This is a genomic window from Amycolatopsis sp. NPDC059657 (assembly GCF_042734395.1).
GTDB lineage: Bacteria > Actinomycetota > Actinomycetes > Mycobacteriales > Pseudonocardiaceae > Amycolatopsis.
Window position 1 is genome coordinate 14,546 of sequence record NZ_JBHWEB010000098.1, and the last position, 20,789, is coordinate 35,334.

At 67.4% G+C, this 20,789-nt stretch carries 6 protein-coding genes and 1 pseudogene; 3 read left to right on the forward strand and 4 right to left on the reverse strand.

The window, feature by feature from the left end; genetic code table 11:
* Positions 1 to 2: 2 nt before the first annotated feature.
* Together ACFV15_RS36300 and ACFV15_RS36305 are read right to left on the reverse strand one after the other, a co-directional pair.
* On the reverse strand, positions 3 to 2,426 hold the full coding sequence (locus ACFV15_RS36300) for a right-handed parallel beta-helix repeat-containing protein (protein ID WP_378356399.1): 2,424 nt from the start codon (positions 2,424 to 2,426) through the stop codon (positions 3 to 5).
* Between the two features lie 15 nt (positions 2,427 to 2,441).
* The gene (locus ACFV15_RS36305; protein WP_378356400.1) at positions 2,442 to 5,057 is read right to left on the reverse strand and encodes an AAA family ATPase; all 2,616 of its coding nucleotides are present in this window, start codon (positions 5,055 to 5,057) and stop codon (positions 2,442 to 2,444) included.
* Between the two features lie 638 nt (positions 5,058 to 5,695).
* Between ACFV15_RS36305 and ACFV15_RS36310 the strand changes: the two genes are divergently transcribed.
* The gene (locus ACFV15_RS36310; protein ID WP_378356402.1) at positions 5,696 to 8,014 is read left to right on the forward strand and encodes a helix-turn-helix transcriptional regulator; all 2,319 of its coding nucleotides are present in this window, start codon (positions 5,696 to 5,698) and stop codon (positions 8,012 to 8,014) included.
* Between the two features lie 325 nt (positions 8,015 to 8,339).
* On the opposite strand, the gene ACFV15_RS36315 is transcribed toward ACFV15_RS36310, so the two are convergent.
* Complete coding sequence (locus ACFV15_RS36315) at positions 8,340 to 8,765, reverse strand: hypothetical protein (protein ID WP_378356404.1); 426 nt, start codon at positions 8,763 to 8,765, stop codon at positions 8,340 to 8,342.
* Between the two features lie 347 nt (positions 8,766 to 9,112).
* Positions 9,113 to 10,324, reverse strand: coding sequence for a polysaccharide lyase family 1 protein (locus ACFV15_RS36320; protein ID WP_378356406.1), 1,212 nt, complete (start codon positions 10,322 to 10,324; stop codon positions 9,113 to 9,115).
* A gap of 4,987 nt (positions 10,325 to 15,311) precedes the next feature.
* Here ACFV15_RS36320 and ACFV15_RS36325 point away from each other — a divergent pair.
* Together ACFV15_RS36325 and ACFV15_RS36330 are read left to right on the forward strand one after the other, a co-directional pair.
* A pseudogene (locus ACFV15_RS36325) lies at positions 15,312 to 15,407 on the forward strand (hypothetical protein); the annotation flags it as partial.
* A gap of 4,841 nt (positions 15,408 to 20,248) precedes the next feature.
* Positions 20,249 to 20,789: hypothetical protein (locus tag ACFV15_RS36330; RefSeq protein WP_378356408.1), on the forward strand; the 541-nt coding region annotated here is incomplete at its 3' end.

Genomic DNA, 20,789 nt, shown 5'->3' on the forward strand with positions numbered 1-20,789 from the left:
GCTTAGATCATCGAGGCGTCGAAGTCGTCGGCGCCGAGTGCGGTCAGGTCGGCCATGACCACGGAGTCGGACAACGCCAGCCGTGAGGCTTGGCGGTCCGCCATGACCTCGAAGACCTTGCGCGCGGTGCGGCCGTTGCCAAACGTGCCGTCCTTCGGGATGCGTTCGAAGTAGTCCCACAGTTTCGCGGCGGCTTCGTCGTCGAGGCGGTAGTCGTGTTTGCCGCACTGCTGGCGCACGATGGTGACGAGCTCGTCAGGGCTGTAGTTCTCGAATTCGATGGTACGGCTGAAGCGGGATTCCATGCCGGGGTTGGACTGCATGAAGCTGTGCATCTCGGCGGAGTAGCCCGCGGCGATGACCACGACGTCCTCGCGGTGGTCCTCCATCAGCTTCATCAGGGTGTCGATGGCCTCGCGGCCGAAGTCGGGGCCGGTGCCGCCCTGGCCGGCGCTGAGGGTGTAAGCCTCGTCGATGAACAGCACGCCGCCGAGCGCGCTGGTGAACGCCTCCGTGGTCTTGATCGCGGTGCCGCCGATGATCTGCGCGACCAGGTCCGCGCGGGCGACCTCCACCAGGTGCCCGGAGCGCAGCACGCCCAGTTCCGCGAGCACCGCGCCGTACAACCGGGCGACGGTGGTCTTGCCGGTACCCGGTGCACCGGCGAACACCAGGTGCCGGGCCATCGGCGGTGCGGACAGTCCGGCCTCGACGCGGCGCTTGGCCATCAGGTTCAAGTTCACCAGCGAGTTGACCTCGCGCTTGACGCCGTCCAAGCCGACCAGCGCGTTCATTTCGCTCAACGGATCGCCCGCCGTGCGCGCCTCCGGCTGTTTGCTCTGCGCCGGCGCCAGCGGTGCGGCCTGTCCGGTCGCGGGCGAGCCTGCCGAACCAGCGGAGCCGTAGGCGTCCCGTACCTGGTTTCCGCTGCTGCGCAGGTTCGTTACGGTCAGGTTCGCGCTCGGCCTGCTCTGGCGAAGTCCGGAACCGTTGTTGTCCCGCACCAGGCAATCGATCAAGCGGACCGTGTCTTCGCTGTGCACGGTGATGCCGTCGCCCGCGTTGGCGGTGAACTCCGACTGCTCGACCGTGCCGGACGAGCCGGCGGCGAGCTGACAGCCGCTCGCTTTGCTTTCCCGCACCCGGAACCGGGTCGCGACCACCTCGGCGCCTGCGCCGAGTACCAGACCGTCGCCACCCGCCTCCGCGATCTCGCAGTCGGTCAGTGTCACGGAAGCCTGCTCCACGAGCACAGCGGCCTGCCCGGAACCTCGGACGCTCAGCCCGGTGACCGAGGTACGCCCGCCGCCGTTCACCGCGAACGCGTTCGTTCCGCAGCGCTGCACTTCGATGTTCTCGAACCGGCCGCGTGCGCCGCCGGTCACCTCGATCGCCGCACCGTCACTACCCGCCACCTGAAGCCCGCGGAAGAAAGGATCGGCGAAACCGTCAAGGCCCACCCCTGCCGCCGTGCAACCGGACGCCGTCAGCCTGCTGAACTCCGTGGTGGCGCGCTCCAGCACGCCGACACCGGTCCCCGCGATATCGGACACCTCGCACTCGGCCGCGCTGCCGGCGGCGCCGCCGGTGAACAACATCCCGTATCCCTTGGCACGGCTGACTTTGCACCGCCGCAACACCGGGGCGCTGGACTCCGTCACGTATACGCCGTCCGCCCCGGACCCCGACACCGTGTTGTCCTCGAGAACGATGTCGCCCGCCGAAGCCAGGTAGAAGCCGATACCCGCCACATCGGCGATGGTGAGCCGGGTGATCGTCACGTCCGCGTGCTGCTCGACCGCGACCGCGGGCTTGCTGGTGCCGGTGATCCTCGTGCCGGTCACCGTGGCCTTGCCGTGCCCGTTGAGGCACAGGCCGTTGCCGCGCGCGTCGCGCACGGTGCCGCCGCGCACGACCAGCTCACCGTGGTCTGCGATCACCACCCCCGAAGTGCCCAGATCGTGGATCTCGCACGAGTCGAGCACGTTACCGGTGGACGAGGTCACCACCACCCCGGCACCGGAAGGGTTGCTCACCTGGCAGCCGCGCATCAGCACCGAACCGCGTTCGGCGGCGTACACGGCCGACCACGCCGACGCCGAAATCCGGCAGTCGGTGAAACTGAGCTGGCCCGCCGTGACCACGACGGCCGGGCTCTCGGTGTCCTGCGTTTCGAACGAAAGCCCCGACAGTGCGGCCGAATCCGTGGCCAGCACCACGGCGGGGCCCGATGCCGCGATCACCCGGACACTGCCAGGCCCGTCCTCCGCGGTGACCGTGACCGCCTTGGTCAGCACCACCGTTTCGCGGTACTGACCAGGACTCACCATGATGACCGAGCCGTCCACCGCCTCGGCCAGTGCCTCTGAAATCGACCGATGTCCCATCGCCGCGACCTGAGTCACCACGATCACGTCGTTTGCCACGTTGTGCCTTCCGTCTCAAGCCGAACCGGCGCGGGCGTATCCGGCCAGTACGAGGCGCCCTTCGAGGCTGGCCGTCGCCAAGTCGAGCCGCGACCGGCAGCCGGTTTTCGCGAACAGCCGGGTGAGGTGGTTCTCCACCGTCTTCTCGCTGACCAGGATCGAGGCCGCGATCTGCCGGTTGGTCTGTCCACGCTGGATGAGCGTGATGATGGTTTCCTCCACGGTGGACATTTCCACATGGCGAGCGCGATAACGCGGCGGCGTCAGCCCACTGGTGGCCATGAAGGATTTTATGGTCAAGCGCAGCCAGTCGTCACCGAGGCTCCTGGCGATGCCGTATGCCTCGTGGAACCAGGGCCGCGGGTCGTCGGCGAGCAGTGCGACGACGACACAGCCGCACACGAGGTCGGTCAGCGCGCCCTGCCTGCGCATGATCTCGATCGACTCGACCGCGGCGGCGTGGTCGCGCTCGACCATCCCCCGCAGCACGAGCTCGGCCGCCCGGAACTGGGTGCCGCCGAAGCGGGCGTGCAGTTGTTTCGTCTCGGCGCACAACCGGCGCAGCTTCGCCGAGTCACCGGCGATCAGTTCAAGGTAGGCCAAGCGGACGAGCAGCCAGGGAAGGCCGAGCTGGTCTTCGCCCGAGATCCGCTCGTACGCCGCCCACCCCAGCGCCCTGGCGCGGTCCGGTTCTCCCAGCCGGGTGACGATGTCGATTTCGACGCAGGCATGACTGGCCGGATGCGGCGACTGCGGGCCTGCCAATGACAGCCACTGCGCGGCCCGCTTGACGTCGCCCTGCCGCGCCAGCACCTCCGCGGCGAGCAAGCGCGCCAGCGGATGGATCGCGGGGTGGACGGGCGTGGTCAGCTCGAGTGCCCTGGCATAGGAAGGTATCTCGTTCCACTCGCCCTTGAGGTAGCACTGCCTGAGCCGGGCGTACGCCGCGAGCGGGCCGGTCACCGGCTTGCCGTGCCCTTGGCCGAGCACCAGCTGGAACATGTGCGATACGTCATGCCAGTCACTGGCGACCTCGGCGGCCTCGGCGGGGAAGTCGTCTCCCCGCAACACGGCGAAGGCGGCCGTCAGCTCACTCACGCTGCCCAGTTCGCCGCTGGTGAACCACCGGCTGCAGAAATCCAGCGGGGCAAGGCATTCCGCGTCACGGCCCACTGCGTCGTACACGGGACCGGGCACCGGGACGGTGGTGTAAATGGCGGCCAGCGCCGCCGATGCCGCCAGCTCGCGCCGCTGGTGACCGGCGAAGCCCGTGCTCACCGCTTCCGCGACGACCTCACCGAGGCATCGATAGTGCCCGATCCGCACCAGCAGTCGCTGCAGGACGGTCAACACCCGAGCGTGGTCCGTCCCGCCGGGCACGCAGTGGTGCAGCGCGGCGCGGTACCAGCGGGCGGCCAGCTCCGGATCGGTCGAAAGCGAGCCGTCCGCCCCGGTCTCCAGCAAGGCCACCAACGACGGGTCGGCAGGCATGGCGGTGCCTGCCAGAGCGATGTGGTCGGCCAGCGTGGCGGGATCCGGCGGCTCCGCGCCGTCGCGCAGCAGATACTCGGCGATCGCGCGGTGCACGCCGGGCACCTCGACCGGATCCATCGCCGCGACCAGTGCGGGACAGGGAGTGCCGAGCACTCCCCACTTGTCACAGTCCAGCGCACCGGCGGCGACCAGGTAGTCGACCACGCGGCCACAGGTATCGAGATCCTGCCCGACGGCGGCGGCGAAGAACCGCAGATCGTCAAGGCGGAAACCGTCGGCGCCACCGACGACGGCGAGCAGATGTCCGGCCGGCTCACCAAGATCGGCCACCAGCCGCACCAGGTGGTTTTCGGGCGGTAACGCCACCGGCCTGTTCGAATGCGCCAAGCAGAGGTGATCCTGGACCCGGACGACCCGTCCGCTGCGGCGCAGTGCGGTGAACATCCCGAGCACGGCGCCCGGGTTTCCGGCCAGTGAGCCGAGCGCGGAGCCGAGCGCGGGCGCCACGGCCTCGTCCAGCGGCACACCGCAGGCGGCGTCGGCGAGCAGTTCGTCGATCTCGGTCTCGGAGAGCGGCCCCAGGTCGAGCACCCTGTCCGCGAGCGCGCTCAGTGCGGACGGCTCCGCGGTGACGCCGTCTTCGCGGCAGGTGGCGACGATCACGCAGCCCGCCCGATAGGCGGCCGTGACGACGAGTGCGGGATCCGGCGCCGCGTGCGCGTCGTCGATCAGCACCGCCACCCTGCCGGTGGCGAGGCAGCCGAACAGCCGCTCCAGCTCGGACAGCAGCCGCGACCGTGGCTGGGCCGAGCGATAGGTCGCCGGCCTGCACAGCCGGCTGACCGCCGCCATCGCGGCGGCGACCCTGGAGTTGCCGAGCTCGTGGAACTCGCTCCGGAACGCGGCGACCACCAGCGCGCCGCAGAACAAGTCCCACCGGGGCAGGTCAGCGGCACACCGAATACGTACGACATCGAATCCGCGAGCCTGTAAATTGGACTCGGCGACATCGAGGAAAGCGGTTTTACCGGTACCCGCGTCACCCCGGACGACCATCAGCGCCGGATTTCCGGTGATCTCGTCCAGCGCCGCGATCTCGGCCTTTCGGCCGATAAAGGAACCGCGCTCCGTGAACACCGTCAGCCTCCCTGTTTCCCGCACCGTCACCCTTTGGAGTCAAACCCGCTGGCCGCTCGAGTGTTGACAGACCCGCTCAGTAAAGGAATCTACGCGGATGACCACCGCAACGGACCGTCTTGTACATCATGCCGGACAAGCTTAGGGATTTTCCCTCACGGGCCCCAACGAAGACACGCCGAGTCCGGTACCGGAATTCACCGACTCCGTAATTCGCGGACAAGTTTCCATAAATCACGGAAACGCGCTATCCAACGGTTGAGATTGCTAACGTTTCCAGTACCGCCCGAGTATGGTCTCGACAAAATTCCGCTGATCGAGGTATGAGACGGTGGTGATACCCAGTCATGCAACCGGAAAGACTCCATCGGCCACACGGTAACGCCGTATCCGAGATCTTCCGCACACCTGGCCGTCCGCCGCTACTGGTCATCACCGGCCCGGCGGGCATGGACCTCGATTCAGCGTTCGACGAAGTACAAAAACACTGCAATAATACTTACTCCAGGCCGCCCAGAATTGTCAACGTGTCGCTCAGTGATCCCCGCGCCAAACTCCCGTTGCCGGACCAACCGGGGTCGCGGAGCGCGGACCGGACAGCACCGGGCTCCGTAGCGCTCGTCAGAGACGTCCACCGCGTGCAGCCAGAATCGCTCGCCGCGCTGGAAAGCCTGGTCCGGAAACTGCAGGGCACCACGTCGGTCTGCGTCTGTGTGCTGCCGCTCCCCTTGCCACCGCACGCCAGAACCGCGTTCGCCGAGGCCTATGGCCGGCTGAGCCAGGACGGTCTGGTCCGCCATGTCAACCTGCGGCCGCTGTCACCGCGGCAGCTGGACACCTTCATCGCGGGCGCGATCGAAGCCACGCTCGAGCCGGTGGCGCTGACCAGGTTGTGGAAGCAGACCAGGGGCTGGCCCGCCACCGCGGGCACCGTGATCGAGAGCTTCCACGAATGCGGCCTGGCCAGGATCGTCGACCGGCGTGCGTATCTGAGGCGCGGTTTTCCGCGACGATGGCCGAACACCGACCTCCCGGTGCAGTGGATCCGCCGGATGGGACCCGAGTACTGGCGCGCCGCCAAGGCTATCGCGGTAGTGGGCCCACTCGGTGAAGCGGCGCCCCGGCTGGTGGCGGAGGCGATGGGAATCCCCGAGGGGGAGGCCATTCGCCTGCTGACACAGCTCGATCGGGCGGGCGTGTTGAAACTCCACCGCGCGGAACGCGCATGGCGGTTCCGGCTTCCGCTGGTCGCTTCGTGTCTCGAGGAACTGCTCGGCCCCTACGAACGGCGCAAGCTGGCGCAGATCGCCGTCTCCGCGCTGTGGCAGGGAACGGCGCGCTGCGCCGACCCTTACTACTTGCCGGACCAGCTGGTCAATGCCGGTGCGATGGTCGACAAGAACCGGGCGAGGAACGAGTTGCTGACGAGCGCCGGGCGAGTGGCGGTGCGGGGCAGCGTCCGGGCCATCCCGTGGTTGCGAGCCGCCGCCGAGCTCACCGGGGATCGAGTGGACCGGGTGGGGATCCTGCTCACCCATGCCTGGACCTGCCTGGTACGCGGAGAAGCCGCGCTCGCGCTGGAGTCCTCCGACACGGTGCTGAAAAGCTACGCTCGCGAAATCCCCGACGGCATGGTGCCGGACGTCCTGTTCGTGCACCTGACCGCGATGCACCAGGCAGGCGAGACCTGTACGCTGGAAAAGATCGCGCAGGGCGAGTGGTGGCCATGGCCTGGAACGGCACTGGAGCAGGCGGTCGCCAGGGCGTACACGCTGTCACTGCTCGGGCGCTGGCAGGAAACGCTCGCCCTGCTGAGCCCGGAGACCACTCCGGCCACGCACGACGTCGAAACCATCCGCGCGACGGCGGAGCTCTGGCTGGGCGGGACAGCCGGGTTCGACCGGCTCGTCGCCGTGCTGCCCGGCCGTTTCAAGGCAGGCGAGAGCCCCTGCCAGGAGGTCAGTGACCGAGCGGGCGCGTTACTGGTACTCGCCGAGCGCGACCGTGCCGAGCGGCTGGCCGCCGGAGTCCACGGTTCGCCCGTCCAGCTGGACCTGCCAGGACAGTCCCTCCTCGCGGTCTACCACGGCAGGATCGACGAAGCGCTGGACTTGGCGCACAAGAGCATCGCCACCAGCGCGCCGCACGGATGCAACCATGTGCAGACCGCGATGTATCAGATCGCCGCGGTACTGCAGCTGTTCCGCGGCAGGCTGGCGCGTGCCCGCGACCTGATCGCGACGGCGCGCACGCGACAGCCGACGCTGCCGCACCTGCTCGCACTCGCGGAAGCCCGCTACGGACTGGTCTTCGGCGAAATCGAGTCGGCCGAGTCGATCCTCACGTCCGCGTTGGAACGAGCCGAGGAGAACGGCGTACTGGCGCGGACCGAAGGTCTGTGGATCATGCTGGCCGACATCGCACTCCACACCGGGCGGACCGAAGACCTGCCCGGCTACCTGCGCAAGGTCGACCACGTCGCCACCCGGATGGGCACCGAACTCGCCGAGATCGACCGGCTGACCCTGCGGGCGCTGGTCGAGTCCGACCACGCTTCGGCGCAGGCGGCGATCCGGCTGGCCGAGCGACGCGGTCAACCGCTGGAGCAATTCGTCGTGCTGCAACGCCTGGTGCGGTACGGCGTCGCCGAGCCGGGCCTGCTGGCCGAGGCATACGCGTTACTGGGCGACATGAACGCGCTGCTGAGCCGGGCGTCGACACGCAACCTGATGCGTGTGCACGGGGTGGCCATCCCCGGCCGCCAGGAGGCGGTCGCGGAGAACGAGCGACTCTTGGCCGTGCTCGTCACGGAAGGGTTGAGCAACAAGCAGATCGCGAACGCGCTCGGGAGCAGTGAGAAGAGCGTGGAGGGCAGGCTTTCGCGGCTGTTCTCCCGTACCGGCTACCAATCACGGGTCGAGCTCGCCACCGCGATGCTGACCGGGCAGTTCCACTAGGGCGTGTCTCGTGATCCTGGTGGCTTTACGTTGATGTCTCGCCCTCTGCCGACAGATGGCGTCGTCGCGTGCGCAGATGGACGGCATGCGTACACAGATGGACGGCATGCGTGCGCAGACGGACGACACTCGGCGAGTCCTCCGCATGCCTGAGATCGGCGTGGCGTCCATCCGCGTACGCGTGGCGTCCATCCGCGTACGCGTGGCGTCCGTTCCGGAACACAAAACATCGCCATCTGTCGACAGATGGCGTAAGACAAGCAGGATCACACCAGCCCGCTTGTCTACGTCACCTGTCGACAGATGACGTAGACAGCAACGGAGATCAGTAGTGGCATTCGGGGAGGGGCCCGTGCACAACGCCGGTATTGGTCACGCGGAAACAATAGTCTTTCACGTCGTCATAAATGTGCGTCGGAAGACGCTCACCGCTCAAGCCGGAGGTAAGCCGCAGCGTCGCATGCGCGGCCCCCTTCGGGAAGAAGTAGGTAGTCTTGCCACCTGCGCCTATTCGGGCTTCCTTTTTAGTTCCCGGAATTTCGTCGTAAGCCCAATCGTAGGCATGGAACGTGGCGATGATGACGTCCGGCAAGTTGTAGTGATTGGAAACCCGGATGAAATTGCAGTCGTTTCGCTTCCAGTCGCACGGTGGTTGGCCGGCTGATGCGCTGCCGGGAACCACGGCAGCGGTCAGGAAGCTCACGGCGGCGACCAGTACCGCCTTGGTCGACCGTCGCATCGTCCTCTTCATTGTATTACTCCTCCACTCTCCACCTTGAGGAACAGCGCGCAAACCACCGGCGAAGGGAATCCGCACGCGCAAATGAGTTCGTGAGTCCTGCCGACGGTTAGAACCGCCGGCAACGCTCACGATAACCTGCACCCCAGGCCGCGGATCATTCCTTACTCGCTGGCAATGAACACCCAACGGCCGTCGGTGCCCACTGATGCCGGCATTCGAGCGAGCCGGATAATATTGTTCCGACCGGCGCACCTCCAGTTCGCCCATCGCCACCACAAATTACCGTTCGCGCAGACAAGGCACCAGCGGAAGCCGGCGTTGAAGGGGAATCCCTCATCAACGCGGGTTCGAGGCGGTCAGCCGCACGAAGCGCCCGCTTCGAGCCTGGCCACCCGGCGCGCCGGGTCCAGGCCCCGGTTCAGCGTCGGCGTCCAACCCGCGTCAGTGCCGAGCGGCTGGTCCGGATGCGCGGTGTTGAACGCCTTCACAAGGCTGACCGGCCTGCCATCCACCAGGTTACCCGTGTCGGTGATCGCCGTTCCGCCCCAGTTGTAGATGACCTTCTCCGGCGCGATACTCCGGATATAGTTGTTCTCCGCGTAGACCTGCGACGTCACTCCGACCCCCCAGCTGAACACCGGGTCGCCTTCGTAAAGGTTGTTGTAGACGTGCACTTGGCCGAACCGCACCCGCGGCGCGCGCTCCCGCACGTCGCGGAAGACGTTGTGGTGCACCGAGACCCGTAGCTTGCCAGTATCCGTCGTCGACGTGTTCGACGAACCGATCAGCATCACCTTGCCGTGCTCGGTGAACACGTTGCGCGACACCGTCACGAGATCGGCGCCGGAGGTGATGTCGAGCTGACCGTCGTGCGTCAGGTACGGACGTCCGAAGTGGACCGGCTGAGCACTGTCGATGTTCGGCTCGTCGGTGAACGTGTTGTGGTCGATCCACACGTTCTCCGAACGCTGGACCGACACCGAGTCGTACGCCGCGTTCCAGTTGCCCGGCGTCTCGCCAGGAGTGTTGTCCCCCGGGTTCCACCGGGAAAAGCAGTCCCGCGTGTCCCGGAAGGTCAGGTCGCGCACGATCACGTTGCGCGCGCCGTGGATCCGCAGGCTGCCCCCGGTGACACCGGCGCCGCGACCGGCACCGATGATCGTGGTGTCGGCGCGCACGGTCAATCCCACCACCGCCGCCTGCTTGCGCGAGGACGCCACCCGGGCGTCCTCGACCGAGCCCTGGGGGTCACGCTCCCATCCCCACACGGCCGGGTCATACGCCGCGAGGTAGTCCTGCTGGGTGTAGCCACCGGTCGCGTACTCGGCGCAGGTCAACGGCTTTCCGCCGTCGTCGGTGTTCACGTCGATCATCCCCTCGACCCGGATGATCCGCGGCGCAGGCGCCGCCAGCGCCGCGACCAGCTCGGCGCGCGTGCGCACCGGGTGAACGTGGTCCGCGGGAGCGGCCGCGCCACCGGTCGTCCCCGTGCCGCTTGACGCCCACCCGTCGCCGGTGGGCAGCACCTCTCGGGACCTGTCCTGGACGGCGTGCGCCGGCGTGCTCACCAGGCACGCACACGCGAGAACAAGCGCACAGACGAGCAACCACGTGGTGGATTCGATCCGAACTTGGGTTTCCTCAGTCGTGACGGTATCCACCATCGCACCCCTCCGCGGTCAGAGATCATTTTCGATTCACTCTGCTCCCCCGCTGATGAACTCGCGCAGCCCTATCGGGGGTTTCCGCGGCTTTGATTCCGAGCCTGCGGCAGAGAGGCGGTGCTCGTCGGCGCCCGCCCCGGACGGCGGCGGGCCGGTCTCGCCGGTCGCCACCGGCCGTCGCACAATCGGTGCTGCCACGGCGCCACGGCGCTGAGCAACCGCCATCGCGTCCAGCCGACGCAATGTGCCGGCATCGGGAACGTCGACGACTCCGCGGTCTCCTGCCGCGAAATCGTCCAGCATGCTCAGAAAACTGCGAGTGGCGGGTGCCCCCGGCCGGTCCACGAACAGCTCGAACCGCCTGACCGGATGAGGCCCGGACAGTGCCTGCTGAAACGCACCGGTCTCGGAGACCACCCGTGCCAGTGAGCCCGCATCCACGTAGACGGCCCGGTCGCGATCAGTACGCACGACGAACCGCTGGTCCTCCTCCAGCTGCGCGGCAACGACGAACCTGCCACCGGAGCCCCCTGGACGCCGTCGCAGGTCATCCACGGTGTCCCGGAACCGCGACCCCGCCTCCTGTTCCTCGGAACGGAAGGAGATGCCCAGCGGCCTGCCTCCGGACGTCACCGTGAACGAACGCACCGAACCGGGATGAATCCGCCGCCACCGCTGGGTGGCGACGTCCTGCGCCAACACCGACGCCGGCCCAGAAGAGAACGACCGCCACAACCCGCCATTGAGCACACGCGAGTCCCACGTGCTCGATTCTTGGCGCAAATGGACGCTCACGGTCTGGGTCGCCGCGACCACCGGCTGCCGATAGCCCAGGCCACCGAGCACGCGCTGGAAATCCCTGGCGACGCCGCCGGGCTCGTCAACCGCGCCCGCCGAGCACACGATCATGGTGATCGCGTCGACCCCGCCGGACGTGGTCGCCTCGCGGAACACCCGCAGATCATGCACGAGCCGCCCCAAGGTGGCACCCGTGATCGCCAACCGGACACCATCCCTGCTGTACACCTCCACCGAAGCAGGCTTGCCGTGCGTGACGGTCAGGAAGGACTTGTTCGACCACGGAGCGACGAACTGCTCGACAGGGGGAACCTCAGCTGGACCGGCCGCTCGGAGCCCATCCGTCTGCGGAGCCGGCGCGGTCCCGCTCACGGGGACCCGAGCAGTCACCGGATTTGGGGAGTACCGGGATATCCTCATGTCTACCTGCCGGTCAAAGGGCGTCGCCGCGAAGCTGACGCCGACCGGCTGGTCGCCGTTTCGCATTTCGATCGCGTGCAGCTCCCAGGACCGCAAGGTCACCACCCGGCCCGCCCGCTTGTCGAGTGCGCGCAGTTCAATGCCCTCCACCACGTGGTCGGGCACCCTGCGCCACGCACCCTCGACACGGACCCCGCCACGCCCACCGGCGCCCTCGAGCTCGCTGCGCACGGCACCGGTCGGCGCGTACGCCACACCACGATAGGAGAACTGATCGGCCAGGATCTGCTGGAATTCGTCAGCCATGGAGCGGCGACCGGTGCCAGCCTGCCCACTCCCTGACACCAGCAGCACCACCGACTCGCTGGTCCTGCCCGCGCCGGCCAGCCACGGCTGCGACCGAACGACCAGCCCGGCGAGCTGACGGCCGCCGAGCCGCACCGGCCGACCGTCCACCAGCACGACCGCATGGCCCCCGTCACTCGGCGTGTCCACGAAGAACGACCGCCGCGGCCACGGGCCCGCCGTGGTCCACGCGACGCCACCCGCTGTCCGCGCCCAGCTCCGCGCCACCGGATCCGCGCCACCACTGAACGACATCCCGACCACGTGGCCATTGCGGGTCAACTCCGTCATGGCAACCGAACCGGGCCGGAACCAGACCCGTTCCCCATTAGCCCCGTGGCCCCACGCCGGAACGTCCAGGTGCGGGAATACCTGCCACGCGCCTCCATTGTGGACGGCCGTCATACTGACACCGTAGCGCTTCCTGACCAACTCCAGACCGGTCGTCGGGGCCAGTACAGGCCGGTCAAAACCATGCACCTCGGCCAAAGCCCGCTGGAAGTCGTGCGCCAGCCACTTGTCCGGACGCGCACCGGTGTCCGAGGCCAGCAGCACGACCTCATCGGCGAGATCCGGGTTGACCGCGACAGCTTGGCGGAACGGCGCCGACTGGGTAAGCACACCGGCCAGATCCGCACCGTTCACGGTCACCGTCCGGCCATCGCGCAGCGTCAGCTCGACCTGTTCGCGACCATCGTCCACGTGCACGAAAAAGGCCCGCGACGACCACGGCGAACGCAGCACACGCGCTGGGGCACTGGTTTCCGACCACTTGAATTTGCCGGTCCTGAGCACAACCGTGCCTGTCTTGTCGACCCCATTCGCCCACGTCACGGCGGCAGCGAGCTGTTCACCGGTCTGGAACGACACGCCGATCGTCCGGCCGTTTTGCTCCAACGGGGCCGACTGCACATCCGCGGGATCGAAGGCCTGCCGCCACGCGAACGGACGCGCCGGTGGCTCCGGTGCCACCGGAGCAACAACCGGCGTCCTGCGCGGACGCGCCACCGGCGCTGGTGCGGGTGCGGGTGCGGGTGCGGGTGCGGGTGGAGTGACGACCGGACGTCCAAGCGGGCGCTCCCCGATGTAATGCAACTCCGCCAGCCCCGCGAAACCGGAACGATCGAAACCAGCACCACCACGACGCGCATCATGGAACACCGCAAGCGGCAACGGAACATCCCCACGACGCGCCTGCCGGAAAACATCCGAACCCGTGACCACCCGCCCCAACGCCCGGCCATCAAACAACATCTCAGCCCCGGCAGCGGTCCGCACCCGGAATTCACCGTCCAAAGTAGACGGTACATCGACAAAGAAAGTACCGGACGGCCACAACGACCCCGAACCACGATGACCACCCGCAGCCGCCCAAGCGACAACACCGACACTGTCCTCAGCCGAACGGAACGTCGTCCCGATCACCACACCACGATGCATCAACGGCGTCCGCACCAACGCCGACACCTCAACACCCCGCCATGCCTGAGCACGCATATCAAAACCCAGCACCTGCGCCGACCCCGACGAGAAAGCACGCCACTCGCCACCGTCAGCCACCGCCGTCAGCCACGAACGCGATTCGCCTGGGACACGCAACACCACCGCCCCAGTACCGGCAACCACCGGCAACCGCGAACCGAACCCACCCAACGCCTGCTGGAAATCATGCGCCACACCACCAGGCTCATCCCGCTTCCCCGCATCACCCACAACCAAGGCGATCGCACCCACCGAATCATCACCAGCGGCACGGAAAATCTTCAAATCATTGACCAGCAACGCCAAATTGTGCCCATCAAGCCACACCCGATCACGACCCGCGAGATGCACCTCAACCCGATCAGCCGACCCACCTCCAACATCAGCCGACACAAAAAAGGTTTCCCTCGGGAAAGGCGCCCGCACCGCCCGCACCACAGAACCAGACCCAACAGACCCAGCGTGATACTCGGAGTAGTCCGAATAGCGACCCCGCACACTACGCACATCCAGCTTCCGGTGATCACCCACCCGGAACGTGACACCCACACCCCGGCCCTCACTCACCAAAGGCCGCACCCGCACATCACGCGATTTGAACCGGACCACCCCACCAGCCGGCGCAAAACCCATGACCTCAACGTTCTGTACCGTATCGGTACGGTGCGAAATCCAAGCCCCGAGCCGCCGCCGCAACGACCCCAGCCCACCCCCACGCGTATGCACAACGGCCGTCTCCCCATGAGACTCCACAGTGGATGTCGTGGCCTTCCGGTGGGTCACCCCGGACGGCAGTGGGTGATTCTCGCTGGTCGTCACCGGGCGCGGTAACGGTGCCGCAGTGGCGCCACGCTGCTGGGCGGCCGCGATCGCATCCAGCCGAGCCGATGTGGCGGTGTCGGGAACGTCGACGACGCCGCGGTTCCCGGCCGCGAAATCCTCCAGCATGCTCAGGAAACTGCGAGTGCCGGGTGCCCCCGGCCGGTCCGCGAACAGCTCGAACCGCCTGACCGCATGCGGCCCGGACAGCGCCTGCTGAAACGCACCGGTCTCGGAAACCACCCTGGCCAGCGAGCCCGCATCCACATAGACGGCCCGATCGCCCTCGGCACGCACGACGAACCGCTGATCCTCCGCCAAATGCACGGCAACAACAAACCTGCCACCGGCCTGCCCAGAACGCCGCCGCAGACCATCAACGGTTTCCCCGAACCGCGATATCCCCGCCCCGTCCTCGGAACGGAACGAGATACCCAGAGTCCTGTCCCCGGACATCAACGTGGACGAACGCACCGACCCAGGATGAATTTGCCGCCACCGCTTGCTAGCGACGTCCTGCGCCAGCACCGACGCCGGCCCAGAAGAAAATGACCGCCACAACCCACCACCCAAAATACCCGTGCTCCACGTGCGCGGTATGGGGTTGTAGCCAGTTACCACGGTTTGGGTCGCTGCGACCACCGGCTGCCGATAGCCCAGTCCACCGAGCACACGCTGGAAATCCCTGGCGACACCACCGGGCTCGTCGACCGCGCCCGCCGAGCACACCAGCATGGTGATCGCATCGGTCCTGCCGGACGCGGTCGCCTCGCGGAACACCCGCAGATCATGCACGAGCCGCCCCAAGGTCGCACCCGTGATCGACAACGGGACACCATCCCTGCGTTGTACCGTCACCGAAGCAGGCCTACCGTGCGTGTGGATCAGGAACGAATTGTCCGGCCACGGGGCCACGAACTGCTCGGCATTTTGAAACTCATCAGGGCCGACCGTTTGAAGCCGATCCAGCTGCTGAGCCGACGTAGTCCCGCTCACGGGTGCCCGAACAGTCACCTGCTCGTGCGAGTACTGGGATAGCAAAGCGCTGCCCTGCCGTTCTTTGGGCAACGCTTTGAAGCTGACACCTACCGGCTGGTCGCCGCGGCGCAGCTCGGTCGCCTGAAGCTCCCAGGACCGCAAGCTCACCACCCGGCCCGTACGCTTGTCGAGGGCACGCAGCGCAACGCCCTCCACCACGTGATCGGGCACCCTGCGCCACGCACCCTCGACATGGACGCCCCCACGCCCATCGGCACCTTCGATCTCGAGGTGCACAGCACCGGTGTTCGCGTACGCCACGCCCTGGTAGGAGAACTGATCGGCCAGTGCCTGATGGAAGTCGTCCGCCAGGGAGCGGCCGGCGGCATCCACCTGGCCGCTTCTTGACGTCAGCAGCACCACAGACTCGCTGCTCTCACCCGCGCCGGCCAGCCACGGCTGCGACCGAACCAACAACGCGGCGAACTGACGGCCATCGAGCCGCACCGGCCGCCCATCCACCAACACAACCGCATGACCCCTGCCACCCGGCGCCTCCACGAAGAACGACCGCCGCGGCCACGGACTCGCCTCGGTCCCCGCGTCCCCGCCCACTGTCCGCGCCCACCGCCGCGCCACCGGATCCGCACCACCACTGAACGACACCCCGACTACGCGGCCACCGCGGGTCAACTCCGTCATGGCAAGCGAACCCGGCCGGAACCAGACCCGCGTCCCATCAACCCCACGGCCCCACGCCGGAACGTCCAGCTGCGGGAATACCCGCCACTCGCCTCCATCGTGGACGGCCGTCATACTGGCGCTGAAGCTGCTCCCTTCGGCGGTCCCGTTGACCAGCTCCAGCCCGGTCGTCGGGGCCAGGACAGGCCGGGCGAAACCATGTACCTCGGCCAAAGCTCTCTGGAAGTCGTGCGCCAGCCCCTTACCCGGACGCGCACCGGCGCGAGAAGCCAACAGCACGATCTCGTCGCCGAGACCCGGATTGACCGCGACAGCCCGCTGGAAGGGCACCGACTGGGTGAGCACACCAGCCAGATCCGCACCGCCCACGGTCACCGTCCGGCCATCGCGCAACGTCAACTCGACCTGTTTGCGACCACCGTTCACGTGCACGAAAAAGCCCCGCTCCGACCACGGCGAACTCAGCACACGCGTTGAGGTACTGGTTCCGGCCCACTGGAACTCTCCGGGATCGAGCAGAGCCGTACCCGTCTTGTCGTCACCCCGCACCCACCTCGTGGCGACAGCGAGATGTTCACCCGTCTGGAACGACACACCGATCGTCCGGCCCTTGTACTCCAACGGGGTCGACCGCACATCAGCGGGATCGAAAGCAAGCCGCCCCGAGAACAGACGCACCACCGGTGCCGGTGCCGATGCCACATCCGCTGGAGCGACAACCGGCGCCCGCCTTGGGGGACGCGCCAACAGAGCCGGTTCAGGTGCCGGTGCCGGTGCCGGTGGAGTGGTGTCCGGCGTCCGTCCGGACGGACGTTCCCCGGTGAAGTGCAACTCCGCCAGCCCCGCGAAACCGGAACGATCGAAAGCAGCACCACCACGACGCGCATCATGGAACACCGCGAGCGGCAACGGAACATCCCCCCGACGCGCCCGCCGGAACACATCCGAAGCCGTAACCACCCGACCCAACGCCCGACCGTCGAGCAACACCTCATCCCCACCATAAGTCCGCACCCGGAACCGACCATCAGAAGTAGACGGAACATCAACAAAAAACGTTCCCACCGGCCAAGGCGACCGCGAAACACCATGACCACCCGCAGCCGCCCAAGCGAGAACACCAACGCTGTCCTCACCCAAACGGAAGGTCGTACCGATCACCGCACCACGATGCACCAACGGCGTCTGCACCAACGCCGACAACGCAACACCACGCCATTCCTGACTACGCGCATCCACACCCAGCACATCCGCCGCCCCCGACGAGAAAACACGCCACGCACCACCATCAGCCACCGCCGTCCGCCACGAACCCGACCCCGCATGCGCACGCAACACCACCGGTCCGGTACCGGCGACCACCGGCAGCTCAGGAGCAAACCCACCCAACGCCTGCTGGAAATCATGCGCCACACCACCAGGGTCATCCCGCTTCCCCGCATCCCCCGCAACCAAAACAACCGCACCCACCGAACCATGAACCGCGGCACGGAAAACCCTCAAATCATTCACCAGCAAGCCAAAATTATGCCCATCAAGCGACACCGGCCCGCGACCCGCGAGATGAACCTCAACCCGATCAACAGACCCACTGTGAACATCAGCCGATACAAAGAAACTGTCCATCGGGAAAGGCGCCACCTCCGACCGCACCACACCCGCCCCAACAGACCCACCGTGATACTCGGTAACCCCGGCATAGCTGTCCCGCACACTCCGCAAATCCAGCTTCCGCTGATCACCCACCCGGAACGTGACCCCCACAGCCCGACCCTCACTCACCAAAGGCCGCACCCGCACATCACCCGAACGGAACCGAACCACACCACCATCCACCCCAAAACCCGCGACCACATCGTTATGCACCGCACCAGAACGATGCAACACCCACGCACCCAACCGCCGCCGCAACGACCCCGAACCACCACCACGAGACTCCACAGTGGTCGTCTCCCGGGTATGCACAGTGGTCGCTTCCCCATGGGCGAATGAAACACTCGACTGCTCGAACCGCCCAGGCTCCCAGCCATTCGCTCCGCCGGCACCGGACAAGACGGTCGACGACGAACCACCTTCCGACAAGACCTTCAGCTCGACACCCTGGGACAGCGCGCGCTCGAAGGGTGCCGCCACGCCTTCGTCACCCGATTTTGCAGCCGGCAACGAAATCGTCTGCGGTGTCCTGCCTTCGAATGCCCGCCGGAACGGTTCCGTGCTCACGACCGGCTCGGCGAGCGTTTTCCCGTCCATCGCCCAGCGCCCGCCGTCGCGCTCGGAGATACGGAGCTTGGAGCGCTCCGCGTCGACGAGGAACGGCGAGTCCCGCTGTGGTGCGGACTGCTGCCTCCCCAGCACAGGGGTGGTGCCGGAATCCCCGTCTGCCGCGGTCCGCGACTGCGCGAGCCCACGGTCGGCTTCGGTCCGGAACGTCGCGCCCACGATCCGCTCGCCGTGGCGTAGCGGTGCCGAGTCTCCTCGCGCGGTCTCGAAGTGAGGGATCCGCGCACCGGCCTCGTCGACACCGAGCGTGGCACGCTGCGGCGACGGGTCCGTCGTGCTGAAGGTTTGCCGACCGCCGTCCGCGGTCAGCGGCTGGCGCGCGTCGAATCGTTCGGCCGGCGTTCGCGGCGAGTCGTGCGCCGCGCCGTGTGTCCCGTTGCCATGGCCGACCGATGTCCGCTGACCGCCCGCGGCCTCGGACGTGGCCGTCGACGGATGTTCGGCGACGAGCCTCGGTTGCTCTGGCCCGCTAGCCGAGCTTGTCGCGGGACTCGTGTGCGCCTCCGATTCCACCCGGGCTTCGGACGTGGTGGCCTGCCGCTGCTCGACGACCGGGTGCCCTGTCGTGGCCGGGCGATCCCCTGTCACCTCCGCAGCGCCGACAGGAGAACCGCCCGAGTTCCCGATGGGGGCGAGATGGTCGCCACCCGGTGTACCGGTGACCGCGTGGCCGCCGCGCTCGGTTTCAGCGACCAGCTGCCGTTCGGGGTGGTTCGAAGCGTCGTCCGTTTTCCGGCCGGTGACGTCAGGATGCCGGACGCCGTCGGTGCCGCGATGGTCCTCAGTGGACACTTGCGGCCCACCGCCGGGCTTCATCGCACTCTCCGGTGCGCGTGTTTCCCCGACGCCCCGGGCGCCAGCGCCCTTGTCCAGCTGGCTGGTGTCCGTCGACACCGTTCGCTCCGCCGGACCACGACCGCTGTCACTGACGACCCGCGGCTCATCGGCCCCCAACCCGTGGACCACGGAACGCTCCCCACCCGGTGCATTCCCGCTTTCCGTCTGCGGTTTGCCGCCCGGCATCGCAGGTGACTCTGCTCCGATCCGGCCACCGTGGGTCTGTGGCACGGCGCCATTCCGGCCACCCCCGGAGCCCTGCGGTATGGCCGAACCCTCTCGGCCGCCCGGACCATCGGGCCTACCCACTTCGTGTCGGGGCGCGGAGGAATCCGACGCGCCGGCGCGACCGGCAGCCGATGTCTCGGTAACGGCCCGCTGAGCGTGCACGGGCTCGGCGTGCCGGGGTGTGCCCGATGACTGTTCCTGGGCGGTTCGTCCGTCCCCGGACACCGGTTGCCCAGCAGCACCCACCGGATCGCGCCTAGCCGACACTGGGGAGACCGCGGTGGTTTGCCCTTTTCCGGTTCCCTGCCGGTGATCCGGACCTTGGCCGGACGCACGGGACTGGCCGGCGTCGGCCCCCTCGGGCGCCTTCGCGGCAGCGGTAGAGCCATGGCCGCTCCCGGCGACCACCTGGGCAGCGCCTCCCCCCGCGGTGCCCGGATGGGCGCCCGCCCCCGGTCCGGTCCCAGTCGGAACGGTTGATTCCCGGACGGCGCCGGGTGCGCGTACGTCGTCCGAGGCGCTGGTGCTCGCCGTCCCGTTGGTCTCACCGCTTCCGACAGTCCTGGGCACTGCCACAGTTCGACCGCCGGTCGTACTCGTGTCCCCACCCTGCCTGCTCGGCGTACCACCACTCTGCGCCGTCGACCTACGCTGACCGCCGTCGCCCTGGTCACCAGCCGTGCTCGTCTTCACTGTCGCGTGACCGCTCTGCGAGTCCGGCGACGGGCCACCTGCCGTACTCCGCGCACCGCTCTGCCCGCCCGCGGACGTCTCAGGCTGCCGGGTGAAGACAGAGCCGATCGGCGCCCCGTGTGCGTCGGTCATCGATGTAGTCGAAGTGCCCTGGCCAGTATTCGGCACAGGAAGCGCCGAGAGCGGTTTGAGGTCGCCGATGGGTTTGATGTCGGGCATATCGACATGCGGAACCTTCGGCTTGCCATGCGAACCACCACCGGGATCAAGAGCACCGAAAATCCCGTCCATAGCCCCACCAGGACTATGCGTCGCCTTATTGATGATCGGATTCGACAACGCCGCAGCCGGAATCTGAAACGCGGTGTTACCCAACGGCCCGAACGCCCGAACGCCCCTCGGCAACCTCGCCCAGACATCCCGCCCGACCTTGCCCAGCGCACCCGCCAGACCCTCCGCCACACCACCCAGCGCACCACCGATCGCACCACCGATGGCCGAACCCTTCAACGACTCGACATCAAACCCATCACGATGCCCCTGCGCGACCTGCACACCCTGGATCGACGAATCCAAACCAACCATGAACCCAGTACCAACCACCCCACCGACAAACGCCTTGAACGCCAAATCACGAGCGATATTGGCCAGCCCGACCTCCATCAACCGCGTGAACAAACCCCGCAACAACGCGCCGATCCCCAACCGCGCCGCCGCGATCACACCAGGAACAGCAAAACCACCAAAAAGAGTAGAAATCAAATAAGCGATCGTGCCGGCCAAAATC